Source organism: Microbacterium sp. CH1 (assembly GCF_001595495.1).
In the GTDB taxonomy this organism is placed as follows: domain Bacteria; phylum Actinomycetota; class Actinomycetes; order Actinomycetales; family Microbacteriaceae; genus Microbacterium.
The window spans coordinates 878,236-903,685 of sequence record NZ_LOSO01000011.1; the positions used below are offsets into that span (position 1 = coordinate 878,236).

The following is a 25,450-nucleotide window of genomic DNA, read 5'->3' on the forward strand; positions in this document are numbered from 1 at the left end:
CTGTCTCTCGTTCACGGGGTGTCCACCGCCCTGCTGCGGAAGGACCGCAGGCGGAGGCTGTTGCCGACGACGAAGACGCTGGAGAACGCCATCGCCGCACCGGCGAGCATGGGGTTGAGCAGGCCGAGCGCTGCGAGCGGGATCGCTGCGACGTTGTAGGCGAAGGCCCAGAACAGGTTGCCCTTGATCGTGCCGAGCGTGCGCCGGGCCAGGCGGATCGCGTCGGCCGCACTGCGCAGGTCGCCGCGGACGAGCGTGATGTCGCTGGCCTCGATCGCCGCGTCGGTCCCGGTCCCCATCGCCAGCCCGAGGTCCGCCTGGGCGAGGGCCGCGGCGTCGTTCACGCCGTCTCCCACCATCGCGACGACCTTGCCCTCTTCCTGGAGCCGGCGCACCACGTCCACCTTGTCCTGGGGCAGCACTTCGGCGAGCACCTCGGTGATCCCCACCTCGCGGGCGATCTGCTCGGCCACCGCGCGGTTGTCTCCCGTGAGCAGGACGGGCGTCAGTCCCAGCGCCCGGAGCTGCGCCACCGCCTCCGCGCTCGTGGCCTTGACCGAGTCGGCGACGACGAGCACCCCGCGGGCACGACCGTCCCAGCCCACCGCGATCGCGGTCTTGCCCTGGGCCTCCGCCTCGGCCTTGACCGCAGCCAGCCCCGCGGACAGGTGCTGCGACCAGTCGGCGAGCAACGAGGCGCGTCCCACGACGACGGCGTGGCCGTCCACGATGCCCTGGACGCCCCTGCCCTCGACGTTCGCGAACTCCTCGACGCTCGGCAGGGTGCCGAGCTCCCGGGTGGCCGCGGCCGCCACGGCCTGCGCGATGGGGTGCTCGGAGGCGTCCTCGAGGGCGCCGGCGAGCCGCAGCAGTTCCTCGCGCTCCACGCCGTCGTCGGTGTGCACCGCCGTCAGCGTCATGCGACCGGAGGTGACGGTGCCCGTCTTGTCGAGCACGACCGTATCGACCTTCCGAGTCGACTCGAGCACCTCGGGGCCCTTGATGAGGATGCCCATCTGGGCGCCGCGACCCGTGCCGACGAGGAGGGCGGTCGGCGTGGCCAGGCCCAGCGCGCAGGGGCAGGCGATGATGAGCACCGCGACCGCGGCGGTGAAGGCGGCGGCGGCAGGGAACCCGGTCGCGAGCCAGGCCACGAGCGTGCCGAGGGCGATCACGATCACGATCGGCACGAAGATCCCGGAGACACGGTCGGCGAGCCGCTGGACTTCGGCCTTCCCGGTCTGCGCCTCCTCCACGAGCCGCGCCATCTGCGCGAGCTGGGTGTCGGCGCCGACGCGGGTCGCGCGGACGACGAGGCGTCCCCCGGCATTCACCGTGGCGCCGGTGACGACATCTCCCTCCCCGACCTCGACGGGCACCGACTCACCGGTCAGCATCGAGGCGTCGACCGCGGACGTGCCGCCGACCACCACCCCGTCGGTGGCGATCTTCTCCCCCGGGCGCACGATGAACTCGTCGCCAACCCGCAGTTCGCTCGTCGGGATCCGGGTCTCGACGCCGTCGCGGAGTACCGCGACCTCCTTCGCGCCGAGCTCCAGCAGCGCGCGGAGCGCCGCACCGGCCTGACGCTTGGAGCGCTTCTCGAAGTAGCGTCCGGCGAGGATGAACGTGGTCACCCCCGCTCCGACCTCGAGGTAGATGTTCCCGGCACCGTCGCTGGGCGCGACGGTGAACTCGAACGGGTGCGTCATGCCGGGCATCCCGGCGGTGCCGAAGAAGAGCGCGTACAGCGACCACAGCAGCGCGGCGATCGTGCCCATCGAGATGAGCGTGTCCATCGTGGCCGCACCGTGCCGGAGGTTGATCCACGCCGCCTTGTGGAACGGCCAGGCCGCCCACACGATCACGGGACCCGCGAGCGCGAGCGACAGCCACTGCCAGTACGTGAACTGGAGCGCCGGGATCATCGCCATCGCGATGACCGGGACGGTGAGCACGACGGAGGCGATCAGCCGCTGCCGCAGCGCCGTGAGCTCCGGATCCGGCTGCTCTCCGTCGGGCTGCGCACCCTCCGGCGCGGGAGGCGCGGGGAGGACGGCGGTGTATCCGGTCTTCTCGACCTCGGCGATGAGCAGGGCGGTGTCGACGCCCGCCGGCACCGTGACGCTCGCCTTCTCGGTCGCGTAGTTCACGGTGGCGGTGACGCCGTCGAGACGATTGAGCTTCTTCTCGATCCGCATCGCGCACGACGCGCAGGTCATGCCGCCGATCTCCAGCTCCACGCTGGTCGCGGACGGGGTGTCCATCAGGACCGGACCGCCTGGTAGCCCGCCTCGTCCACGGCGGCCAGCACGGCCGTGTCGTCGACGGGGGCGGAGCTGCGCACCACGAGTCTCCCGCTCTGCGCGCTGACATCGATACCCTCGACACCGGGGATGCGCGACACCTCGTCGCGGATCGCCATCTCGCAGTGGCCGCACGTCATTCCGGTGACCTGGTACTCGCTCGTGCTCATCATGCTTCCTTTCCTCGGGATACCCCCCTGGGGTACTCCTTCGGCACAACCTTATACCCTCCGAGGGTATTCCCGCACGCCCGGCCGCGGCGAGACTCGTCCGCTCCGGGTGAGGGACGCTCGGCATCCGACGCCGCGCCTGGAAGGATCGCGGTCATGGACTCCTCACCTCTGTCTTCCTGGCGGGACACCGGCACGCGGCGCACCATCGAGGCGTTCGTCGCCGCCGTGACGGAGGGCCCCGACGCCGTCCCCGTCGACGAACGCATCGCGGTGTTCGACAACGACGGCACTCTCTGGTCGGAGAAGCCCATGCCCACCCAGCTGCACTACGTCGTCGAGCGCTGGCGCGAGGAGGCGACCCGCGACCCCTCCCTGGCCGACCGGCAGCCCTACCGCGCCGCGGTCACCGGCGACCTCGGCTGGCTCGGCACCGCGATCGACAAGCACTACGCCGGCGACGACTCCGACCTCGGCGTCATCATCCAGGCGCTCCTGGGACTGACCGATGGCGTGAGCGTGGAGGACTACGCCCGCTCCGTGGCGGAGTTCTACCGCACGGCCCAGCACCCGCTCCTCGGCCGCCCCTACGCCGAATCGGTGTACCGCCCGATGGTCGAGCTGCTGCGGTACCTCGAGGGCCACGGCTTCACGTGCTACATCGTGTCGGGCGGCGAGCGCGACTTCATGCGACCGATGACCCAGGCGAACTACGGCATCCCTCCCGAGCGCGTGATCGGCTCGGCGCTCGGGCTCACCTACGACGAGGAGGCTGCCAGCGTCCGCTACTCGTCCGCCCTGGCGTTCTTCGACGACGGTCCGGAGAAGCCCGTGCGGATCTGGAGTCGGATCGGCCGGCGCCCGCTGCTGGCGGCCGGCAACTCGAACGGCGACATGCCGATGCTCGACTTCGCGCACGGCGGCCCTCGGCCCGGACTCGCGCTGCTGATCCATCACGACGACGCCGACCGCGACGACACGCCCTACGACACGGGAGCGGAGCAGGCCCTCCGCGCAGCCGCCGACCGCGGGTACACCGTGGTGAGCGTCCGCGACGACTGGGCGTCCATGTTCCCCGACCCCGTCTGAGTCGGGGATCACCGGTCAGAGGGCGCAGCGGAACCCGATGTGGGTCATGGCGGTGTCCTCCGCCTGCGCCGATCGCGCCGCGGGGCGGTAGCGGAGGCAGTACTCCGGAGCGCACAGGTGCGATCCCCCCTTGAGCACGCGGCGAGGGATGGGCGACCCGGGCTCGGAGGACAGCAGGCTCGCGCGCTGACCGGCGTCGACACCGACCGCGCCCGGCGGAACGTGCCGGTGCGTCCAGTAGTCCGCCGTCCACTCCCAGACGTTGCCGATCATGTCGTGCAGGCCGTAGCCGTTCGCGGGGAATGAGGCGACCGGAGCGGTACCGATCCATCCGTCGGCGCCGTCGTTCCGATACGGGAAGGCGCCCTGCCAGGTGTCGGCCATGAGGGTGCCGTCCGGCTTCGTCTCCTGACCCCAGGCGAAGCGGGCGCCGACGAGGCCGCCGCGCGCCGCCCATTCCCACTCCGCCTCCGTGGCCAGGCGCTTGCCTGCCCACGCGGCGTAGGCGACGGCATCGGGGTACGCGACCTGCACGACCGGATGATCGAGGCGGTCGTCGATCGACGAGGCCGGTCCGAACGGGTGGCGCCAGGACGCCCCGGGCTCCCACCGCCACCACTGACGCCAGTCGCGCAGGTCGACGGGCCCGCGGGTCGGCGTGAACACCATGGCGCCGGGGACGAGGTCATCCGGATGCACGCCGGGGTAGTCGGCGGGGTCCATCGGCCGCTCGGCGATCGTGACGTAGCCGGTGTCCTCGACGAACGCGGCGTACTGGCGGTTCGTCACGGGGTGCTGATCCAGCGCGAACGCCTCCACGCGCCGTTCGTGGACGGGGCCTTCCTCCGGGTAGAACTCGTCCGATCCCATGAGGAGCGTTCCGCCGGGGACCTCGATCATCGCCGTCATGCCCTCATGCTAGGCCGCCGCCCGCTCCGCGCGGTCACTCGCGCGACAGCATCGCGGCCGCCTCGAGCTCCATATCGAGATACTGCTCCGCGCTCACGTCGACCGCCACGCCCAGGAGCGTGCCGCCGGTGAACGGGAACGGGTTGGCGTACTGCGCACTCACCGGGTCGGCACTGTCCCACCCGACGCAGAGCCCGTCGCCGCAGAGCGTGAACTTCCCGACCTGGGCCCGCATCGGACCGGACGCCACGGCGCGATCATCGACGTACAGCGTGGCGGTGCCGACGGACTCGCCGTGATCCCCCGCTCCCTCCCGCACGAACTCCACGCCGAGGGTGTGCGGTCCGGGGGCGAGCTCGTCCGAGGTGAACGACTGCTCCGGCGGGATGCCGAGGAAGTTGTACACGTAGACGAGCCTGTTGTCCTTGAGGAACAGCGAGTGGCCGCCGAAGCGGGAGCCGTGCGCGAAGAGCACTCCCTCGGCGCCCTGCTCCAGGATGACGTCGGCGATGATCTTGTAGGAGCGCCCTCGGACGTTCACTGCGACGCTCTCCGGCACCGCCGCGGTGCCGGAGAAGTAGACGTACCGCTCCCGGGGCGCCTCCGCCTGAGGCCGGGGGACCGTGAGGATCTCGCGGGCCGACCGGTCGTCGAGGGGAAGGGCGAAGTTCGCCTCCGCCTCCGCGAACCACGCGGCGATGAGCTCCTGCAGCTTCTCCGGGTGCGTCGCGGCGAGGTCGTTCGACTCGGAGCGGTCCTCCGCCACGTGATACAGCTCCCACACGTCGTCGTCGAAGTGGCCCTTGCCGCTCAGCGGAGCGTGCACCGCCGCCGCCTTCCAGCCGTCCTTCCAGATGCCCCGGGTGCCGAGCATCGAGTAGTACTGCACGCTCTTCCGCGTCGGCCCGTCCGGCGCGGCGTCGAAGGAGTACTTCATCGAGATGCCGTCGAGCGGTCGCTGCGGCACTCCGCGGTAGGACTCCGGCATCGCGATGCCGATCACGTCGAGCACCGTCGCCACGACGTCCACCGAGTGGTGGTACTGGTGGCGCAGCTCCCCCTTCGCCGCGATCCCCTTCGGCCAGTGCACGACCATCGGGTCGCAGGTGCCGCCGGAGTACTGGGAGTAGCGCTTGAACATCGGGAAGGGCGTGGAGAACGCCGCCGCCCACCCTGTCGGGTAGTGGTTGTAGGTGTCGGCGGACCCGAGCGTGTCGATCATCGCGAGGTTCTCGGCGAGGTCGTCGGGGTAGCCGTTGAAGAACTTGTTCTCGTTCACGGAGCCGTCCGGCGATCCCTCCCCCGAGGCGCCGTTGTCGGCGCAGTAGAAGATGATCGTGTTGTCCAGCTGCCCCGTCTCCTCCAGGTAGTCCACGATCCGGCCGACCTGGGCATCCGTGTACTCGGAGAAGCCCGCGAAGACCTCCGCCATCCGCGCGAACAGCCTCCGCTCGTCGTCGTTCAGCTCCGCCCACGGGCGCACGTGATCGGCCGGGTTCGCCGCCTCCTCCGGCAGCGGGTTGAACGGCGTCATCTGCGTGCCCTCCGGCAGCACGCCCTTCTCGATCATGCGGGCGAGCACCCATTCGCGGTAGGCGTCGTAGCCGTCGTCGAACGCCCCCTTGTACTTGTCGATGTACTCCTGCGGCGCGTGGTGCGGCGCGTGGTTCGCGCCGGGGCAGAACCACATGTACCAGGGCTTCGAGGGATTCGAGGCCTGCTGGTTCCGGATCATCGCGAGCGCCTGGTCGGCGAGGTCCTTCGACAGGTGGTAGCCGTCCTCCGGGCGGTACGGCTGCTCGATGAAGTGGTTGTCCTCGACCAGGTCGGGGTACCAGTTGTTGGTCTCCCCGCCGAGGAAGCCGTAGAAGCGGTCGAAGCCGAGCTGCAGCGGCCACATCGAGCGGCTGCCCCCCGGCGCGATGTCCTCCTCCGGGACGTTGTGGTTCTTCCCGAGCCAGAACGTGCTGTACCCGTTCTCCTGCAGCACCTGTCCGATGGTCGCGCACTCGGCGGGGAGCCGCCCCGCGAAGCCGGGGAAGCCGTTCGTGCCTTCCATGATGACGCCGGCGCGGTTGACGTGGTGGTTACGGCCCGTGAGCATGGTGGACCGCGTGGGAGAGCACAGCGCCGTGGTGTGCCACTGCGTGTAGGTGAGACCCCCGGCGGCCAGACGGTCCATCGTCGGCATCGCGATGCGGCCGCCATACGGCGACCACGAGGCCAGACCGGTGTCGTCGTAGAGCACCACGAGGACGTTCGGCGCTCCGTCCGGCGCCTTCCGCAGCTCGTACGGCGACCAGTCGGGTCGGGCGTCGCGGACGTCCAGCGTGATCTCGCCCGAGAAGTCCGCGTTGAATTCCGACATCGTCTCTCCTTCGCTCAGGGCGCGTCCGCGCTCTCCTCGGCCTGAGTCTTCCGACCCCGCGTGCGTGCCGACAGGGGCCCTCACCCGCCCCGGGTGATCTCCGGGTCGCCCGCGTCCGCGACGGCGGCGGCGTCCTGCTCCTCCGGCGCCGCGGCGGGGCCTGGCCGTCGCAGCAGCTCCACGAGGATCGTGAGCACGAGCACGCCGATCGCCACGCCCAGGACGGCGCCGAAGGTCACGGGACGCGTCGCCAGGAGGATGAGCACCCCGATCGCCATCCCGGCGATGAGGATCGCACCGCGATAGCGGTCGACCGCCCGCCCGAACCGCCCGGTGGAGATCCCCCGAGCCTCCGCCGCGTCGCGCAGAGCCCCGAACCCGCTCTCCGTGACGCCGCGCACCGTACGGGCGCTGTGGCTCGATCCGACGAGCCAGGCCCACAGCGCGATGAGGACTCCGACGAGGGCGAGCGCCACGATGGTGGACCCGAGGAGGGCCGTGAGCTGATCGAAGAGGGACTCGGCTGCCGACGCCGTCATGATCGACGGGCTGACGGCGCTGACGAAGAACCCGCGCCCGATCCCCATCCCGCCGGCGAGGAGGAGGAAGACGAGGGCGAACCCGGCGCTCGTCCAGAACAGCGCCCGCGGCCGGTTCACCGCGAGCAGCACACCGAGGACGACGAGACCGAGCACGACCCACGGCAGCCAGAAGCCCGCCGTCACCGCGATCTGGTAGACCGTGCGGACCAGCACCAGGGCGTCGGCCTGCACCACCGGGATGGTGCGATCGATCACCGGGATGAGGTCGGCGACCCCGGCCCCACGCTCGGCCAGAGCCTCCTTGACGCGTTCGACGACCGCCCCCACGTCCACCGAGAGGACCCCGTCGTCGCTGAGGTCCAGCGCGGTGCCGGGCTCGTCTTGCAGGATGGCGACGGCGCGCTCATGGGTGAAGCGCAGCGTCTCCGCCCAGATGTCGGCGAACTGCTGCGACGACACCACCTCGTGCACGACGCCGTCGATCAGAGACGACAGGCCGGAGGCGGCCGGCGCTTCCAACAGGCCGAGGGCGGCGGTGGCGCGCGGAGGGAGGTCGAGGGCACGCAGGCCGTCGAAGAGCTCGCCGACCACCGCATCCAGGTCGACCTGCTCGTCGATGGCGGCCGTCACCTGATCGGCGACGAAGTCCTGCACGTCCGGATCCTCGGCCAGCGGGGCGAAGGTCGCGACGAACCGGTCCGCGTCGACGAGCTGCAGCCGCGCCCATGTCCCCATCGCCGCGATCGGCGCGAGGAGCACGGCGACCACGAGCACGATCCCGGCGATGATGCTGCGGGCGGAGATGCGGCGTCGGGGGCGTCGGAGCGCCTCGTTCTCCTGCTCCAGCACACGCAGCCGTGCCCGCAGGTCCTCGATCTCGCTCATCGCCGCCTCGTCTCGATCGTCGCGACGCTCAGCTCAACACGCTCCGCCGCCTCCGCTCGCTGGGGATCCTCGACCGGGAACCGGTCTACGCGACCAACCGCGCCGCCATCACCGACCTCGCGCCGACCGATGCCGCTTCGTCGGCTCCGAACAGGAAGGGCAGCTGAATGGGTGCCGTCATCGGGGAGATCCTCCCCCTCGCCGTGGGCGTCGCGATCAGCCCCGTGCCGATCATCGCCGCGATCCTCATGCTCCTGTCCCCGAAGGCACGGGTCACGAGCGTCGGATTCCTGCTCGGCTGGATCGCGGGCATCGTCGCGGCGGTCGGTCTCTTCACCCTGCTGTCGGCGGTGCTCCCCGAGGAGGATCCGGATGCCTCCCGCCCGATCCGCGGCGTCATCCAGCTCGTCCTCGGACTCCTGCTGCTGGTGCTGGCGGTCGGTCAGTGGCGCAAGCGCCCGAAGGCGGGGCAACCGGCGGCCCTGCCGTCGTGGATGAAGGCGATCGACACGATGTCCTTCGGCACGGCGCTCGGACTGGGGTTCCTGCTGTCGGCGGTGAATCCGAAGAACCTCCTCCTGGCCGCCGGAGCCGGGGTCGACATCGGCGGCGCAGCGCTCGATGCAGGCTCCACGATCCTCGTGATCGCCGTCTTCACGCTGATCGGGGCGTCGACCGTGCTCGTGCCCGTCGTCGGCTACCTCGTCGCGGCCGCACGGCTGCGGGCTCCGCTCGACGCGCTGCGGGGATGGCTCGCCGCCGAGAACGCGGTCATCATGGCCGTGCTGCTGCTCGTGATCGGCGTGTCGATGATCGGCAAGGGCATCGGCAGCTTCTGAATGCGCTGCGTGCGCGCGGGTGACCCGCGGGGAGGGAGGGCATCATGGGAGAGCTCGTCGTCGCGCTGCTTCCCGTCCTCCTCGGTGTGGTGCTCAGCCCTCTGGCCATCATGGCCCTCGTGGCGGTTCTGGTCTCCCGGCACCCCCGCGCGAACGGCATCGCGTACCTGCTCGGGTGGCTGCTCGGACTGGGCGGGCTGCTGGCCCTCTTCCTCTGGGTGTTCCGGAGCGCCGCCGTCCACGAGCAGTATGAGCCTCCGCTCTGGGTGCCGCTCGTCCGCCTGCTTCTGGGACTCTTCCTCACCGGCGCCGCGGTCTGGGTGTATCGCCAGGGGAAGGCCCGGATCGCGGCGATGGCCGGCGCCTCCTCTCCGCGGGAGGTCGTGGCCGCGTCGCCTCAGCTTCCCGGATGGGTGCACTCGGTGGAGACCTTCCGCCCGGGGCGCACCTTCGTGCTCGGCCTCGCGCTGTTCGTCCTCAATCCGGTCGATGCCTCCTGCGCGGTCATCGCTGCGCTCGACATCTCCCTCGCCGACGTCACTCCCGCCACGACCGTCGGGGTGACCGTCGTGTTCGCTGCGCTGGGCACCCTGCCCATCGCCGTCCCCGTGCTGTTCGTCGTCGCGCGCGGGGTTTCCGCACGACCGGCGCTGGAGCGCCTGCGCACCTGGGTCGCCGGGAACACACACGTCCTCAACGCCGCGATGCTGCTCGTGATCGGCGTGCTGCAGCTGGACAAGGCCCTCACCTCCCTCGTCTGATCGACGTGCGCTCGCCGGCACCCACGGAGATCACCCGGATGAACGCGACACGGGACCCGTGACCCCAGCCCTGACCCGGCAGTACTGTGCGGGGAAAGGCGGCTCGGCAGAGATGAAGGAGATGGACATGGCCCGTGACTTCCAGGGCAGGATCGAACTCGACGTCCGCGATTCGGAGGCCGACTGGGAGGCGTTCCTCCCGGCGAAGCCCCGCGAGGGAGCACCCAACGTGCTGGTCGTCCTCTATGACGACACCGGCATGGCGGCCTGGTCCCCGTACGGCGGACGCATCAACATGCCGACCATGGATCGCCTGGCGCAGAACGGTCTGACCTACTCGCAGTGGCACACGACGGCACTGTGCTCCCCCACCCGCTCGACGTTCCTCACCGGACGCAACCACCACCTCAACGGCTTCGCGACGATCTCGGAGTCGTCGACCGGCTTCCCCGGCTACAACTCCCACATCCCCGACTCGAACACCACGATGGCCCACGTCCTCCGCGACGCCGGCTGGTCGACGTTCTGGGTGGGCAAGAACCACAACGTCCCGATCGACGAGTGGACGGCCGGCGCGTCCAAGAAGCACTGGCCGCTGGCGCAGGGGTACGACCGCTTCTACGGCTTCATCGGCGGCGAGACGAACAACTGGTATCCGTCCCTCGCCGAGGACAACCACTACATCGACCAGCCCTACCTCCCCGAGGACGGCTACCATCTCTCGAAGGACCTCGCCGATCGCGCGCTGTCGATGATCCGCGACGTGAAGCAGACCGAGCCGGACAAGCCCTGGTACCTGTGGTTCTGCCCCGGCGCGAATCACGCGCCGCACCACGCGCCGCAGGAGTACATCGACAAGTACAAGGGCGTGTTCGACGACGGCTACGAAGCCTACCGCGAGTGGGTCCTCGCCCGGATGATCGAGAAGGGCATCGTCCCGGAGGGCACCGAGCTCACCGCGCTCAACCCGATGCCGGAGGGGACTTTCACGCAGACCGATGAGGTGCGTCCCTGGGACTCGCTGAACGACGAGGAGAAGGCGATGTTCTCGCGCATGGCGGAGGTCTACGCCGGCTTCAGCGAGTACACGGACGCCCAGGTCGGCCGCATCGTCGACTACCTGGAGGAGTCGGGGCAGCTCGACAACACCCTCATCATCTACTGCGCCGACAACGGCGCGTCCGGCGAGGGCAGCCCGAACGGCTCCGTCAACGAGGGCAAGATCTTCGGCGGATATCCGGACGACGAGGCCGAGAACCTCCGCCTCGTCGACAAGCTCGGCTCCCCCGACACGTACAACCACTACCCGACCGGATGGGCGGCGGCCTTCTCCACGCCCTACAAGATGTTCAAGCGCTACACCTACCAGGGCGGCGTGTGCGACCCGCTGGTGATCCACTGGCCCGCCGGCATCAAGGCGCGCGGCGAGGTCCGCCATCAGTACCACCACTCCACCGACATCGTGCCGACGATCCTCGAGGCCTGCGGCGTCGAGTTCCCGGAGGTCTACAACGGCATCGAGCAGACGCCGCTCTCCGGCGTCTCGATGGCCTACTCGTTCGACGCGGCACCGGAGGCACCGACGGCGAAGGAGACGCAGTACTACGAGATGTTCGGACAGCGCGGCATCTGGCACGACGGCTGGAAGGCGGTCACGGTGCACGGGCCGGTCAGTGGCAAGGGGCACTTCGACGAGGACGAGTGGGAGCTGTACCACACGGACGTCGACCGCGCCGAGGCCGTCAACCTCGCCGCCGAGAATCCGGAGAAGCTGGAGGAGCTCAAGGCCCTCTGGATGGAGGAGGCGAAGGCGAACGCGGTGCTTCCGCTGAACGATCTGCAGGTGCTGGGCAACCCAGAGGACTTCGAGACCTTCGTCGCGATGGAGTTCCATCAGCCCGCGCCGCCCTCCGGCCGGTTCGTCTACTACCCGGGCACCAGCGAGGTGCCGGAGCGGTCGGCGGCGAACACCCACGGCGTCTCCTTCAAGATCGCCGCGGAGGTCGAGTTCACTCCGGAGACCGAGGGCGTCATCTTCGCGCACGGCTCCCGGTTCGGCGGACACGCCCTGGTGGTCAAGGACGGTCAGATCCACTACGTCTACAACTTCCTCGGGATCCCGCCGGAAGACCGCATCTCGGGGCCCGCCCCCACTTCCGGGAAGCACATCATCGGGGTCGAGTTCGTCAAGGAGGGCATGGGCGAGTACCGGGAGGGCGTCGGACCCGCACGGCTCTACATCGATGAGGAAAAGGTCGACGAGAAGCAGATCCGCACGGTCCTCGGTCACTTCTCGCTCTGCGGCGAGGGCCTGACGATCGGGCGGGACAGCGCCGACCCCGTGTCGTCCCTGTACGGCTACGGGTTCGACTTCCGCGGCGGGGAGATCGCCCAGGTCGTGTTCGACATCGCCGACGACGCCTACCTCGACCTGGAGGCGCACCTGGCGGCCGCTATGGCCCGCGACTGACGACCCCGCGGCCGCCCGGGCCCTCAGAGCAATCCGAGGGCCTGGGCGGCCGCTGTCACGCCGTCCCGATCCGAGACACCGAGCTTGCGGTAGATATTGCGCACATGCGTCTTCACCGTGTTCGGCGAGATGTACTCCTGCTGCGCGATCTGCCGCAGCGTCGCGTTCCGGCTCAGCGCGCGCAGCACGATGCGCTCCCGCTCCGTCAGCTCCTCCTCGACGAGGACTCCGGCGGCGGACAGCCGCTCGCGCACGCGATCGGCGAAGTGCGTGCGCGCGCCCGCCGTCGCCCGCGCAGCGAGCAACCGCGACACGATCGGGCCGGCCTCGGCAACGCGGCGCACGTGGTCCTCCGGCTCCGCGAGGGCGAGCGCGGTGGCGAGCGCGAGCTGCGCCCGATCCGGCTCCCCGTCGTGCACGTCGAGCTCGGCCTCGACCAACCACGCGTCGATCATCGATGCCGGGAGCAGACACGGGACGGCGCCCTCCAGGACCGGCGCCAGCGCGCCACGCGCGATGCCGTCACGGCGGTCGTGCACGGCGGCGATGGCCCGGAGCACGAGCACGTCTCCCGTGTCCCCCAGCGCCTCCTCGATGTCGGCGAGGAACCGGTCGCGGAGCGTCGGCTCCCCCAACCGGTCGAAGGCGTGCACCGCGAAGGGCCCCATCATGGCGTACCAGTGTGGCGGAAGCGGCAGATCGTCACGGGGAGTCAGGGTGTCGAGGAGCCGCACGGCCGCGTTGTGGGGATCGCCGCCCTGCTCCGCGCCGAGCAGCGCGCGCATCCCCTGCAGGCCCCGCGCGATCGCGGTCTCTCCGCCCGCGGCGATCACCTGCGCCGAGGACTCCAGGGTCTCGGCCACCTCCAGGATCTGCATGCCCTCGTAGGAGCCCCAGAAACGCCACACCCTGGTCACCTCGAAGAACGGGCTGTCCGGCTCGTCGAACTCGTGCCAGCGGCGCTCCAGGGCGGCTCCCGCCTCGATCGCGTCGCGGAGCCGGCCGCGGAACAGCACGCTGGTGGCGAGGACCGCCTGCGCCTGCAGCTCCGCGGCGCGGGCACCGATCGCTCGCGCGAGGTCACCGGCACGGCGCGCTGTCGCCTCCGCCTGATCGAGTCGTCCCACATAGAGCTCCGCCGTCGCGGTCTCCAGGAGGGCATAGGTGTCGAGCTGCTCCTCTCCGCTGAGATCGCGGAGGTCGGCTCCGACGCCGTCGAGGGTCTCGGCGATCCCGCCCCGCCGCAGCGCCGTGTGCATCTCGATCCCGAGGCGCCAGCGTCGGTCGGCGTCGGACTCCCCCGCGCCCACGGGTGGCACGATCACGGCGGCCGACGGATCGCCGCAGGACAGCTCCGCCGCGGCGACGAGCATCCGGACGGTGGGCACGGCGCGCAGGGCGGTCGGCAGCTCCGCCATCACCCGCCACACCGTGTCCGCCCGGCCGTCCAGCACGAGCTGCATCCCGCAGCGCCGCAGGACGCCGGCCGTGCAGGCCGTCTCCCCGCCACGGACGGCGTGCTGCAGCGCGAGGAGGGGCTGCCCCTGCTGCGCGAACCAGTCGGCGGCCCGCCGGTGGAGCCGCTCCTCGCGGCCGGCACCGCCTTCCCGCAGCCGGCCGAGGAGGAACTCCCGCAGCAGCGGCGGGTAGTGGTAGCGGGACGGCTCCTCGGCGTCCGGGCCTGCGAGCACATTGAGGCGGAGCAGTCGGTCGATCATGGCGGTCACGGAATCGGCCCCGGAGAGCACGGCGGCGAGCTCGGGACTGAAGCGGTCCACGACCGCGGTCGCCTCGAGGAAGGCGCGCAGTTGGCCGTCGAGGTCGGCGAGCACCTCCTCGACGAAGTAGTCCGCCACCTCGGGGGCGTCCCCGCGCAGCGTGGGCCCGAGGACGGTCTGCGCCCCGGCGGCGTCGAGCATCATGAGCTGCAGCCCGGTCGCCCAGCCCTCGGTACGGGCGAGCACGGTACTGACCTCGCCCTGAGAGAGCCGGAGACCTCGCGCGCCGAAGAAGGCGCGGACCTCGGCCGGGGTGAAGGCGAGCGCACGGGCGTCGAGTTCGAGGGCCACGCCGGCGATGCGGCGTCGTGCCAGCGGGATCGCCCGCGTCCCGCGCCCGGAAAGCACCACGTGCACGGTGCCGGGAGCGCTCTGCACGAACGTCGAGATCAGTTGGGCGGTGTGCTCGTCCTCGACGCGGTGCACGTCGTCGACGATGAGGACGATCCGGTTCCTCGCCTCTCGGAGGGCCCTGGCGAGCGCACGCGCCGTCGTCGCGGAGTGCACGGCGGGTACGGCCGCGAGCGCGTCCTGGAGTCCGGGATCGTCGATCCTCTTGAGGGCGGCGCGCAGGAGCGGCAGGTCCGCCTCGCCGCGTTCCAGGGACACCCACACGAGGTCGATACCGGGATCGGCACGCAGACCCTGCGCCCACTGCGACAGCAGCCTCGTCTTGCCGGATCCCGCCGGCGCGCTCACGAGCGTGAGCGTCCACGGCCCGTCCATCGCCGCCGTCAACCGCGAGAGCAGGCGCTCTCGACGGACCTCGCCCTTCACCGCAGCGGATCCTGGGCTCTCGCTCGTTCCCGCCGTTCTTGCACTGTGCAGCACTCGAAACCCCCCGATTTCGACCTTGCTCCCCCTCGCGGGCAGTCTATTGCAAGGTGGGAGCGGTCCCGCAAGAGGGGATCACTCGGAGACGTCCGCGCGCGACGGCCGCCGCATCGCGAGAAGCGCCGGCACGAGGGCGCCGAAGAACAGGGCGAGAGCCACACCGAGCAGCGTCTCGAGGGTCCGCTCCAGGAACCGCGACGTCGGCGATGCGTCCGACGTCGAGAGCAGCAGGGAGAGCACGAGGAAGGTCGTGAAGGCCGGCGCGACGTACCACCGACTCTCCTGGACCGCGCCGAGGCCGCCCACCACGACACCGATCGCGAGCGCGACCACCACGCCGCTCGGAGAGAGCAGGGCGAACCGGCGGCCGCCAGGGCCCCGATGAGCACCGACGCCGCCCGACCGACGCTGCGCAGGACGAGCTGGCCGCGCACCGGACGCATCACGAGCAGCACGGCGCCGGTCGCCCAGCCCACGTGCTCGACCCCGGTCGCGAAGCCGATCGCGGCGGCCGTCCCCGCGGCCGCACCCAGCAGGACGCCGTAGACCAGCAGAGCGCGTCCCTTGGGCATGGCGGCCGGGACCCGCGCGCCCGCCCGGTGCTCCGGCCACAGCAGGGCGATGAGCCACGCGTACACCGAGCCCGCGACGATCGCGCCCGCCAGGAGGATGGTCGTCGCCGAGAGAGGAAAGCTCAGACCGAGCCCGACCATGGGCAGGACCAGCGTCAGCGCGAGCGGTCCGGCACGCTCGCGGGCGGCGAGCATGCTGGCCATCACCGCCAGCACCGCGAGGGCGGGCACGGCGAGGACCGGTGCGAGCGCGAGGGTCGCGCCGAGCAGGAGCCCCAGCGCGACCAGCGTCCCGAGCACCGGGATCGCCGACCGGGCCCGCCGCCGCGCCGGCAGTCCCATGGCGGCCGCGGGAAGGACGCCGATGCTGAGGGCCAGGGCGACGGCAGGGTCGAACGGGGCGACCGCCATCGAGGGCACGGCGTACAGGAGGCCGAGACCGAACCGCGACCATCGCCAGGTCAGTCCCCCGCGCGCCGCCATCACCGTCTCGCTCTCCGGCTCCGGCTGCGGTCGGGCATGCACTCCCCGTTCTCGATCGCCTCTCGGATCCTCCGTGCCGTCAGCCTAGGCAGGCGATGACCGCACGTCACCGCTCGTCGGCCACTTCACCCGGGTGAACGCCTCCGCTCCCCTCCCGATCTGCAGCGGCCCGGAGCCCGATGTCGACAGTGGGGTGCACACGGCCGTCCTCCACCAGCCCGGAGTACCACGGCGTCCGCGCCGCGACGGCCGCCGCCGCCTCCGGCACCGCCGCGAGGTGGAGCCGCACGCCGAGTTGGGACAGCTCCCGGTCGAGCGCCTCGAGCGTGTCGAGCACGGTGATGGACATCACCACCTGCTGCGGCAGCCCGAGGACGAGCGTCCGGACCGGCTCGGCCTGAGCTGAGACGGTCTGGACGATGAGCCGCTGGTTGGCGAGCGCGTTCGCCGTGTACAGCCCCCGCTCCGACTCCACCCCGAGGGCACTCCCTCTCCTGCCCACCACACGGATCCGAGGGATGTTGAGCTCCCGGAGGACGAGCACGAGGGTCACCACCACCCCCACGGCGACAGCGGGCAGGAGTCCCGCGGTGAGCCCGATCGCCGCCACGGCCGTGGCGACCCAGAAGTCCATCCGACTGATGCGCGCCCACCGCACGAGTTCCGGGATGTTGACGAGTCCGGCCACCGCCGTGAAGACCATCGCCGCGAGCGTGGCCTCGGGCAGCAGGCTGAGCACCGGGGCGAGGAAGAGCGCGACCGCCACGGCGAGCGCGACCGTGGTCAGCGTCGCCAGCTGGGAGCGGGCTCCGGCCCCCTGGTTCACGGCGCTCTGCGAGAATCCCCCCGCCGCGGGCATGGCCGAGAAGAACGCGCCGACCGTGTTCGCCGCGCCGGTGGCGAAGAGCTCCTGGTCACTGTCGATCTGCGGCTCCGTCGCCTGACGCAGGCTGCGCGCGACGGCGGCGGACTCGAGGAACGCCATGACGGCGATGGCAAGCGCTCCGGGCACGAGAGCCGCGGCCTCGGACAGGTCCGGGATCCCCGGGACCGGCAGTCCGCCGGTCACCGGGGCGATGAGGTCGACCCCGAGCTCATCGATCCCGCCGACCCCGACGAGCAGCATGCCGGCCGCGACGACGACGAGGGTGCCCGGCACGCGAGGGGCGAAGCGCTTCAGGAGCAGGAGGGTGGCGATGGAGCCGATCGAGAGGAGCAACGTGGGGATGTTGACGCTGTCGAGCGCCTCCCCCACGGCGACCAGAGAGCGGACGAAGCCGTGGCCGGAGAAGTCGAAGGACTCCCCCAGGAGCTTCGGGAGCTGCCCCACGGCGACCGTCGCCCCGACCCCGATCTTCAACCCGAGAACAGTGGCCCCGCTGATGTTCTCGACGAGCGAGCCCAGGCGGCACGCCCGGGCGAGCAGCAGCACCACGCCCACCAGGAGGGTGAGCATCATGAGCGCCCCGATGGCGTCGTCCGCGCCCGCGGCGACACCCGCCGAGACCAGCGTGGTCGCCGTGAGGGTGGCGATGGTCGACGTCGTCGAGACGCTCATCGCCCGGCTGCCGCCCAGGAGGGCGTAGACGAGCATCGGCACGATGCAGGTGTAGAGGCCGACCTGCACCGGAAGATCGGCGATCGTCGCATAGGCCATGGCCTGCGGCACCACGACGGCGCCCGCGGAGAGGCCGGCGAGCACGTCGCGCACGATCCAGCGGCGCTGGTACCCGTCCAGCGTGCTGAGCAGCCAGGACGGTCTGCCTGCTGCGCTCATGGGGACTCCCTCCGCCGTCGAGGGAAGCGTACTGCCGACGCTCCCGCGGCGGCCCGCCGGGGCGCCGGACGGGCCGTGAGTCACCCGGGTGAACTCCCGACGGAAGCGGTGCGCAGCCACAGCGCCCGCCGGTATGGTCCCAGCGTGCCCCCGGCGACGGCGGCACCGAGAAAGGAGCAGTCATGGGATTTTGGGCATCGTTCTGGGACATCATCTGGTGGTTCCTGTGGATCTTCGCCTTCACCGCGTATCTCTTCGCTCTGTTCGCGATCATCGGAGACCTGTTCCGCGATCACAAGCTGAGCGGCTGGTGGAAGGCCGTGTGGATCTTTTTCCTGATCTTCGTGCCGTTCCTCACCGCCCTCGTCTACCTCATCGCCCGCGGCAACGGCATGGCCGAACGCAGCAGCGCCGAGGCGCGTCGGGCGCAGGAGGCGGCGAACGCCTACATCCAGCAGGTCGCCGGCAGCAGTCCGAGCGAGGAGATCGCGAAGGCGAAGGCGCTCCTGGACGCCGGAACCATCACGCCGGACGAGTACTCCCTCATCAAGGCGAAGGCGCTGCAGTAAGGCGCAGCCCGGACCGCACCAGCGCGAGGAGCCCGCGGCATGGACCTGCAGGATCTCCTGCCCACCGACATCGACTGGTGGCAGCTGCTGCTCGCCCTGCTCGTGGCCCTCGCGACCTGGATCATCTCGCGGTTCGCGCGCCGGGGCACCACCGCCCTGCTCCGGCGCGCCCCCGGGATCTCCACCGCCGTCGGGACGGCCATCGCGCAGTTCGTCGGCTACGCCATCCTCCTGCTGGGCTTCGGCATCGCGCTCGCGATGCTCGGCGCCAACGTGCAGCCGCTGCTCGCGATCGTCGTCATCCTCGGCGTCGTCGCGATCCTCGTCCTCCGCGGTGTCGCCGACAACTTCGCGGCCGGCGTGCTGCTGCAGGCACGGCAGACGGTCCGCATCGGAGACGAGATCGTCGTGGAGGCGCTGGACTCCGTGATCGCGGGGACGGTGACCGAGCTCAACGCCCGCGCGGTGATCCTGCACACGGTCGACGGGCGCACCCTGCACATCCCCAACGCGCGGCTGCTCTCCGACCCCGTGGTCAACGACTCCACCCGCGGAGCCCGGCGCAGCGAGGTGGAGGTCAGGGTGCGACGGGACGGGACGACCGGGATCGACGGCGTGCTCGCACCGCTCGTCGACGCCGCGCGGACGGCGGAGGGCGTGCACCGGCACGAGGGCGTGCGGGCGCTCGTGGTCGGCGTGAGCGGAGACCGGCTGATCGCCCGCCTACAGTTCTGGCACCACCCGCTGCACGGCGCCCTCGTCAGCGCCGCGGTCGTGGTCGCGGTCTTCGACGCCCTCGGCGCTCTCGGCACGACCGGCACGGTCACCAGCGTCCCGGCCCCGCCACCCCTCGTGCCGTCCGACGCCGTGTGAGGACGGGGTGCGCGATGTCGGTGCCCTCGGGCATGATCTGCGCATGGACATCACCTTCCTGCAGCCGGACGGCCTCGTCCGCAGCCCCGCCTTCAGCCATGCCGCCGTCATCCCTCCCGGGGCGACCACCGTCTACATCGGAGGGCAGAACGGCGTCGACGCCTCCGGCGCCGTCGTCTCCCCCGACGTGGGGGCGCAGGCGCTTCGCGCTCTCGACAACGCCCGGGTCGCGCTGGAGTCGGCGGGGGCGACGCTCGACGACGTCGTGAGCTGGACCATCCTCATCGATCAGGATGCCGATCTGCGCGCGGCGTATGGCGCCGTGGCCGCCACCCTCGCCAGGGACGGCGCCCCGCCGCTGGTCACCGCCGCCCGGGTGGCGGGCCTGGGCGTGCCCGGAGCCCTCATCGAGGTGAGCGCGATCGCCGCGACCATCCGCGACTGAGTCAGATGCGACCGCGCACGGGGGTGCGTTCGACGCCGTCCGGCTCGTCGGGCATCGTCATCTCGGCACGGACGCCGAGCAGACGCACTTCCCGGGCGGGGTCGAGGGTCTCACCGAGCGCGAGCGCCATCGCGACCACGTCTTCTCGATCCGCCGTGGGAGCCGGGAGCTTCCGGCCGAAGGTCCTCGTCTCGAACGGGGCGTACCGCACCTTGAGATGCACCCGCATGACCGGGCGCCCCTCGGCGGCGCAGTCGTCGAACGCGTGTCCCGCGAGCTCCCGCAGCGCGTCCTGCACCGACTCAGGCGTCGTGAGGTTCTGCTGATACGTGGTCTCCCGACTGTGGCTCCGTGCCACCCACGGAGTATCGTCGACGATCCGCGGCCCCAGCCCGGAGCCCAGCCCGAGATACCACCGCCCCATCTTGGGGCCGAACTCCGCGACGAGGGTCTCCTCGTCCGCCGCCGCGAGTTCGCGCACCGTGGCGATGCCGTGTGCCGCGAGGCGCTTCTGCACCTTCGGCCCCACGCCCCAGAGATCGCGGGTGGGCCGGTCGCCCATCACGGCGAACCAGTTGTCGGCGGTCAGCCGGAAGACGCCGTGCGGCTTGCCGAACTCCGTCGCGATCTTCGCGCGCACCTTGTTGTCGCCCACGCCGACCGAGCAGTGCAGGCCCGTGGCCTCCTCCACCGCCCGCTGCGCGGCCCGCGCGACGCCCTCCGGATCGTCGGTCGCGACGCCGAGGAAGCACTCGTCCCATCCGAGCACCTCCAGCACCACGTCCGGCAGGGTCCGCAACGCCGTCATCACCTCCTCGGAGGCCCGCTCGTACTCCGCGTGATCTACCGGCAGGAACACCGCGTCCTCCGGTGCCTTGCGCACCGCGATCTTCAGCGGCATCCCCGACCCGATGCCGAACGCACGCGCCTCGTACGACGCCGTCGAGACGACAGCCCGCTCGGTCGGATCACCGCGGCCCCCGACGATGACCGGACGCCCGGCCAGCTCCGGACGGCGCCGCACCTCGACCGCGGCGATGAACTGATCCATGTCGACGTGCAGCACCCACTCGGCCATGCATCGAGTGTGGCCGCTGACGCCCGGGAAGTCACCCCGTCAGACGAGGAAGACCGGCAGGAGCCCGGGATTGTGGGCGTGGACGAGGACGGCGAAGACGACCGCGTCGAAGAGGAGGTGCACCGTGACGACGTAGGCCAGCGAGTGCGTCCGGAGGAAGATGAATCCCTGCAGGAGCGCGAACGGGATGGTCAGCAGCGGGCCCCATTCACGGTACCCGAGCTCCCACAGGAAGGAGACGAACACGACGGCCTGCAGCACGTTCGCGAGCGCATCGGGGAAATGGCGCCGCAGCAGCGCGAAGACGGTGCAGATGAAGAACAGCTCGTCCCAGATGCCGACGGCGCCGACGCCGACGAACAGCCGCGCGATGAGATCGGGCGTGTCCACCACGGGCCAGTTCTGATAGACGCCGCTGGTAATGAAGTAGAAGGGCAGGATCAGCCAGCCGAGCACGAGCACCGCGACGAGCCAGCCCCAGTGGAGCACTCCCCAGCGCTGCCCGGTGCGCCAGGGGAACCGGATCGCCCGGTCGCGATAGACGAACCGCGAGACCAGATACGGCACCAGCACCGCGCCGCCGAGCGCGAGCGTGAAGCGCAGCATGGCCAGGTTGTCCAGCTCCGCCGCGAGCGGGATCACACTCACGATGAGCATGCCGAGCGCGATCAGCGAGAGGTCTCGCGTGAGCGATGGCCGCCGGGACCCCTCGGCCCCGGTGAGCGCCTCGCCGCGGCGCTCCAGGAGCAGGGCGGCACCGACGCCCAGCGCCAGCAGCAGCCAACCGAGCCAGGGCAGCGCCACGACGAAGAAGGCGGGGGCGGCCGCACACACCAGCGCCGCCGGGACGAGGCGCACCCCCACGGGCGCGCTCGGAGGGGCCTGCGTCATGCACGATCCCGTCGGCGGTACACGAGGTCGCGGATATCGCGCCCCTTCGCGAGACCCTTCCGCTCGAACGCGGTCATGACCCGACCGTCGAACCGCTCGGCCCAGTCGCCCTCGAAGGCCCGCTCGAACAGGGGCTCGGCGTCGAGCACCTCCCGCATCTGGAGCGCATAGTCCTCCCAGTCGGTCGCGAGCCGCAGGAGGCCGCCGTCGCGCAGCGCCCTGGCCGCCGTGTCACCGAATCCGCGCCGCACCAGACGACGTTTCGTGTGGCGCTTCTTGTGCCAGGGATCGGGGAAGAAGATCCACACCTCGGCTGCCGCGGCCTCCGGCAGGTACGAGGAGAGCACCTCCGGCGCATTGGCCTCCACGACGCGGAGGTTCTGTGCACCCGCACGGTCGGCGTCGAGCATGGTCCGGGCGAGGCCCGCGCGGAAGACCTCGACGGCGAGGAAGTCGTCGTGCGGCCGGCTCGACGCGGCGGCGACGATGGCATGCCCCTGGCCGGAGCCGATCTCGACGAAGAGGTCCGCCTCCCTGCCGTACTCGGCGGCGACGTCGAACCGCGCCTCGGGGTGCACGGAGGTCCATGCCACTGCGCGCGGGACATCCAGCAGATAGCGCGGGGCGAGGTCGCTGAAGGCGCGCTCCTGCGCCTCGGACATCCGGCCGCTCCGACGCACGAAGGACACCGGCTCGTCGCGGAAGGTACGCGGTTCGGGCATGGATCCAGGGTAGCCGCCGGGGCCGCCGCCGCCGGACGCGGTCAGCCCGCGGGCGCGGTGACGAAGTCGATCAGCTCTTCCACCCGGCCGAGGAGCGCGGGCTCCAGGTCGCGGTAGGTCGTCACCTTCGACAGGATGTGCTGCCAGGCCCTGGCCGTGTCGGCCTGCGTCTCGTGCGGCCAGCCGAAGGCACGGCAGATGCCCGTCTTCCAGTCGACGCCGCGCGGAATCTCGGGCCACGCCGCGATGCCGAGGGCCCGCGGGGTCACGCACTGCCAGACGTCGACGAACGGGTGGCCGACGATGCGGACGTGCCGGCCGTGCGGTCCGCGGGCCACCGCCTCGGCGATGCGGGACTCCTTCGACCCGGGGACGAGATGGTCGACGAGGACGCCGTACCGCCGGCGCGCACTCGGCGGCTCCGCCGCGAGGAGCTCGTCGAGCAGGTCCACGCCCTGCAGGTACTCGACGACGACGCCTTCGACGCGCAGGTCGGCACCCCACACCTTCTCGACGAGCTCGGCGTCGTGCCGTCCTTCGACGAGGATCCGGCTGGGCAGCGCCGTCCGCGCCCGCTGATCCGCCACCGCGAAGGACCCGGAGGCGGTGCGGCGAGGTCCCTGCGCGGATGCCGCCGGCACCGTGAGGCGCACCGGTGCCCCGTCGATGAGGAAGCCGCCGCCGAGGGGGAACAGCCGCCGTCGCCCGACGCGGTCCTCGAGCTCCACGGTGCCACCCTGCACCTTCGTCACGGCGCCGCAGAATCCGTCCGCCGCGACCTCGACCACGAGGTCGACCTCGGCGGGCACCTGCGGCACCGGCTTCACGCCGCGCTCGCGCCAGCCCGCTGCCAGCACGTCCGATCCGTACCTGTCGTCCATGCCTTCCAGCGTATGTGTCTCCGCTGAGGGCGAACGCCGAGACGCGCGCGAGTGCTGTCGCGTGTCGGACCCAGTGCATAGACTCGACACATGGGGCTCGGCTGCCGGTCGGAGGGAACACGATGACGAAACGGTGGCTGACGCTGGGCGCTCTCGCCCTTGCGGTCGCGACGGGTGCGCTGTCCGCCTCGGCGGCGTCCGCGACCGATCCGCTCACGCTCGACTCCGGGTATGTCACCGACCAGGCCGACGTCCTCTCCCCCGCCGAGGAGGAACAGGTCGAGTCGCGCCTGCAGGAGCTCACCGACAACTCCTCCGCCGACCTGTTCGTCGTCCTCGTCGACGACTTCACCGACCCGAGCGACAGCGTCGCCTGGGCCGATCAGGTCGCGAACGACAACCGGCTCGGCCCCGATCAGTACCTGCTCGCGATCGCCGTCGAGGGCCGCAGCCTCTACATCTCCGCGGACTCCTCCGGGCCGTTGAGCGACGGGCAGCTCGCCGCCATCGAAGACGCGATCGCGCCCCTCGCCGGCGACGGCGACTGGGTCGGCGCGATCACGCTGGCCGCGGACGAAATCCAGGGGGACGGGGGCGCCGGGGCGCTCCGCGTCACCCTGATCGTCGTCGGGGTGGTCGCGGCCGCCCTGCTCATCTGGCTCGTCGTCGCTCTGGTCCGACGCGCACGCCGCACCGCGGCCATCCGCGAGCGAGGCGCCATGCCGGAGACCCCGGATCCCGCCGACCCGTTCTCCACGCTCACCGATGCCCAGGTCGAGCAGCAGGCCGGCGTCGCGCTCGTGCGCGCGGACGACGCCATCACCTCCAGCCGGGAGGAGCTGGGATTCGCCGTGGCGCAATACGGCGAGGGCGCGACCGCGGAGTTCTCCCGCGCCGTCGACGCGGCGAAGGCGAAGATCGCCGAGGCGTTCGACCTCCGGCAGAAGCTCGACGACGAGATCGAGGATTCCGTCCACGACCGCCGTGCGTGGCACATCCGCATCATCCGGCTTGCCGACGAGATCGACGACATCCTCGACGACAACACCGAGGCCTTCGACGAGCTGCGCCAGCTCGAGCAGAACGCACCGCAGGAGCTGGAGCGGGTGCGACGAGAGCGCGCCGACCTGACGCCGCTCCTCGCCTCGGCCGCTCCCGCCCTCGCCGCTCTCGCCGCGACCTACGACCCGGCCGCCCTGAGCACCGTGACGGACAACCCGGCGCAGGCCCAGGAGCGCGCGGCGTTGGCCGATCGGGCGATCGACGCCGCGGCCCAGGCCCTCGCGAACGGGCGCACCGGTGAAGCGGCGTTCGCGATCCGCACGGCCGAGCAGGCGGTGGCCCAGGCGGCGCAGCTGGTCCAGGCGATCACCGCGCTCGGCACCGAGCTGTCCGGCATCGAGGCGCAGGCGCAGGCGCTCGTCACCGAACTCCAGAGCGATGTCACTGCGGCAGCGCAACTGCCCGACCCGACCGGTGCCCTGGCGAGTGCGTCCCACGCGGTGACCGCACAGCTGCAGACGGCGCAGGCCGACCTCGTCGCCACCCCACGCAACCCACAGCGGGCCCTCGACGCCCTCACGGCGGCGAATGCCCAGATCGACGGCGCGATCGCGCAGGGACACGCAGCCGTGGAGCGCGCCCGACGGGCTCAGCAGCTCCTGGAGCAGACCCTGGCCCAGGCGGCCTCCGAGATCCGGGCCGCCCGGGAGTTCATCGAGACGCGCCGCGGCACCGTGGGCTCCACCGCCCGCACCCGCTTGGCGACCGCCGACGCCGCGTTGACCCAGGCTCTCACCCTGCGCACGTCGGATGTCGAGAACGCCCTGGCCGAGGCCCAGCGCGCCCTCGACCTCGCACGCCAGGCCACGTCCGCCGCGGAGGCCGATCTCCGCGCATACACCCCCGGCGGCTATCCGGACGACGGCTGGGGCGGAGTGTTCGGCGGCTCCGGCTCCCGTTCCAGCGGCTCCGGCATCGGCGGGGACATCCTCGGCGGGATCATCGGCGGACTCCTCGCCGCCGGCGGGGGCGGCGGCTCGTCCCGGCGCAGCAGCGGCTGGCGCTCCTCGGGCGGCTTCCGCAGCTCCGGCTTCGGCGGAGGCGGATCCCGCGGCGGCGGACGCGGACGCTCCGGAGGTCGACGCTTCTGATCCCCCGCACAGACACATACGCCAAGCTCTCGAAGACGCCCCTCTGAAAGGAACC

21 protein-coding genes are annotated in these 25,450 nt (G+C 71.3%); 9 read left to right on the plus strand and 12 right to left on the minus strand.

What is annotated here, in order from left to right:
• Positions 1-11: 11 nt before the first annotated feature.
• Together AUV07_RS07640 and AUV07_RS07645 are read right to left on the minus strand one after the other, a co-directional pair.
• Entirely contained in the window at positions 12-2,267 is a 2,256-nt protein-coding gene (locus tag AUV07_RS07640) for a heavy metal translocating P-type ATPase (RefSeq protein ID WP_062635030.1), read from the minus strand.
• Positions 2,267-2,476 carry a heavy-metal-associated domain-containing protein gene (locus AUV07_RS07645; protein ID WP_025103117.1) on the minus strand — a complete coding sequence of 70 codons (210 nt, stop codon included), beginning with the start codon at positions 2,474-2,476 and terminating at the stop codon, positions 2,267-2,269. The genes AUV07_RS07640 and AUV07_RS07645 overlap by 1 nt, the downstream gene beginning before the upstream one ends.
• Before the next feature lie 156 nt (positions 2,477-2,632).
• On the opposite strand from AUV07_RS07645, the gene AUV07_RS07650 reads away from it, so the two are divergent.
• Positions 2,633-3,565: an HAD family hydrolase gene (locus tag AUV07_RS07650; RefSeq protein WP_062635031.1), complete on the plus strand. Its 933-nt coding sequence runs from the start codon at positions 2,633-2,635 to the stop codon at positions 3,563-3,565.
• A 15-nt stretch (positions 3,566-3,580) separates the two neighbouring features.
• On the opposite strand, the gene AUV07_RS07655 is transcribed toward AUV07_RS07650, so the two are convergent.
• The 3 genes from AUV07_RS07655 to AUV07_RS07665 all read right to left on the minus strand — a co-directional run bounded on the left by AUV07_RS07655 (position 3,581) and on the right by AUV07_RS07665 (position 8,269).
• Positions 3,581-4,465 (minus strand): formylglycine-generating enzyme family protein, encoded by an 885-nt coding sequence (locus AUV07_RS07655; RefSeq protein WP_396816484.1) that lies wholly within the window; start codon positions 4,463-4,465, stop codon positions 3,581-3,583.
• A 43-nt stretch (positions 4,466-4,508) separates the two neighbouring features.
• Positions 4,509-6,842 (minus strand): arylsulfatase, encoded by a 2,334-nt coding sequence (locus AUV07_RS07660; protein ID WP_062635035.1) that lies wholly within the window; start codon positions 6,840-6,842, stop codon positions 4,509-4,511.
• An 80-nt stretch (positions 6,843-6,922) separates the two neighbouring features.
• Positions 6,923-8,269, minus strand: coding sequence for a hypothetical protein (locus AUV07_RS07665; protein WP_197462123.1), 1,347 nt, complete (start codon positions 8,267-8,269; stop codon positions 6,923-6,925).
• 167 nt (positions 8,270-8,436) lie between these two features.
• On the opposite strand from AUV07_RS07665, the gene AUV07_RS07670 reads away from it, so the two are divergent.
• The 3 genes from AUV07_RS07670 to AUV07_RS07680 all read left to right on the plus strand — a co-directional run bounded on the left by AUV07_RS07670 (position 8,437) and on the right by AUV07_RS07680 (position 12,339).
• The gene (locus tag AUV07_RS07670) at positions 8,437-9,108 is read left to right on the plus strand and encodes a GAP family protein (protein ID WP_062635037.1); all 672 of its coding nucleotides are present in this window, start codon (positions 8,437-8,439) and stop codon (positions 9,106-9,108) included.
• 44 nt (positions 9,109-9,152) lie between these two features.
• Complete coding sequence (locus tag AUV07_RS07675; protein ID WP_062635040.1) at positions 9,153-9,869, plus strand: GAP family protein; 717 nt, start codon at positions 9,153-9,155, stop codon at positions 9,867-9,869.
• Positions 9,870-9,996: 127 nt separating this feature from the next.
• Positions 9,997-12,339: an arylsulfatase gene (locus tag AUV07_RS07680; protein WP_062635042.1), complete on the plus strand. Its 2,343-nt coding sequence runs from the start codon at positions 9,997-9,999 to the stop codon at positions 12,337-12,339.
• A 23-nt stretch (positions 12,340-12,362) separates the two neighbouring features.
• Here the strand turns inward: AUV07_RS07680 and AUV07_RS07685 are convergent, their stop codons facing one another.
• Together AUV07_RS07685 and AUV07_RS07690 are read right to left on the minus strand one after the other, a co-directional pair.
• Positions 12,363-14,894 (minus strand): LuxR C-terminal-related transcriptional regulator, encoded by a 2,532-nt coding sequence (locus tag AUV07_RS07685; RefSeq protein ID WP_062635044.1) that lies wholly within the window; start codon positions 14,892-14,894, stop codon positions 12,363-12,365.
• Between the two features lie 132 nt (positions 14,895-15,026).
• Positions 15,027-15,284 carry a hypothetical protein gene (locus AUV07_RS07690; RefSeq protein WP_197462124.1) on the minus strand — a complete coding sequence of 86 codons (258 nt, stop codon included), beginning with the start codon at positions 15,282-15,284 and terminating at the stop codon, positions 15,027-15,029.
• 48 nt (positions 15,285-15,332) lie between these two features.
• On the opposite strand from AUV07_RS07690, the gene AUV07_RS17545 reads away from it, so the two are divergent.
• On the plus strand, positions 15,333-15,497 hold the full coding sequence (locus AUV07_RS17545; protein ID WP_157523948.1) for a hypothetical protein: 165 nt from the start codon (positions 15,333-15,335) through the stop codon (positions 15,495-15,497).
• A gap of 615 nt (positions 15,498-16,112) precedes the next feature.
• On the opposite strand, the gene AUV07_RS07700 is transcribed toward AUV07_RS17545, so the two are convergent.
• A complete protein-coding gene (locus AUV07_RS07700) occupies positions 16,113-17,783 on the minus strand; it encodes a SulP family inorganic anion transporter (RefSeq protein ID WP_062635050.1) in 1,671 nt (556 codons plus the stop codon).
• Between the two features lie 182 nt (positions 17,784-17,965).
• On the opposite strand from AUV07_RS07700, the gene AUV07_RS07705 reads away from it, so the two are divergent.
• The 3 genes from AUV07_RS07705 to AUV07_RS07715 are packed head-to-tail and all read left to right on the plus strand — an operon-like array spanning position 17,966 to position 19,670.
• Positions 17,966-18,352, plus strand: a complete 387-nt coding sequence (locus AUV07_RS07705) for an SHOCT domain-containing protein (protein WP_025103101.1) — start codon at positions 17,966-17,968, stop codon at positions 18,350-18,352.
• Between the two features lie 39 nt (positions 18,353-18,391).
• Positions 18,392-19,225: a mechanosensitive ion channel family protein gene (locus AUV07_RS07710; protein ID WP_062635052.1), complete on the plus strand. Its 834-nt coding sequence runs from the start codon at positions 18,392-18,394 to the stop codon at positions 19,223-19,225.
• Positions 19,226-19,268: 43 nt separating this feature from the next.
• Positions 19,269-19,670, plus strand: coding sequence for a RidA family protein (locus tag AUV07_RS07715; RefSeq protein WP_062635254.1), 402 nt, complete (start codon positions 19,269-19,271; stop codon positions 19,668-19,670).
• 1 nt (position 19,671) lies between these two features.
• Here the strand turns inward: AUV07_RS07715 and AUV07_RS07720 are convergent, their stop codons facing one another.
• The 4 genes from AUV07_RS07720 to AUV07_RS07735 are packed head-to-tail and all read right to left on the minus strand — an operon-like array spanning position 19,672 to position 23,242.
• Entirely contained in the window at positions 19,672-20,748 is a 1,077-nt protein-coding gene (locus tag AUV07_RS07720; protein ID WP_062635054.1) for a DNA polymerase IV, read from the minus strand.
• Positions 20,749-20,787: 39 nt separating this feature from the next.
• Complete coding sequence (locus AUV07_RS07725; protein WP_062635057.1) at positions 20,788-21,639, minus strand: CPBP family intramembrane glutamic endopeptidase; 852 nt, start codon at positions 21,637-21,639, stop codon at positions 20,788-20,790.
• Positions 21,636-22,361, minus strand: coding sequence for a tRNA (guanosine(46)-N7)-methyltransferase TrmB (trmB, locus tag AUV07_RS07730; RefSeq protein ID WP_062635059.1), 726 nt, complete (start codon positions 22,359-22,361; stop codon positions 21,636-21,638). Before trmB ends, AUV07_RS07725 begins: the two co-directional genes overlap by 4 nt.
• A 41-nt stretch (positions 22,362-22,402) precedes the next feature.
• Positions 22,403-23,242: a DUF3097 domain-containing protein gene (locus AUV07_RS07735; RefSeq protein ID WP_062635061.1), complete on the minus strand. Its 840-nt coding sequence runs from the start codon at positions 23,240-23,242 to the stop codon at positions 22,403-22,405.
• Positions 23,243-23,364: 122 nt separating this feature from the next.
• Between AUV07_RS07735 and AUV07_RS07740 the strand changes: the two genes are divergently transcribed.
• Positions 23,365-25,395, plus strand: a complete 2,031-nt coding sequence (locus AUV07_RS07740) for a TPM domain-containing protein (protein WP_062635063.1) — start codon at positions 23,365-23,367, stop codon at positions 25,393-25,395.
• Positions 25,396-25,450 lie beyond the last annotated feature (55 nt).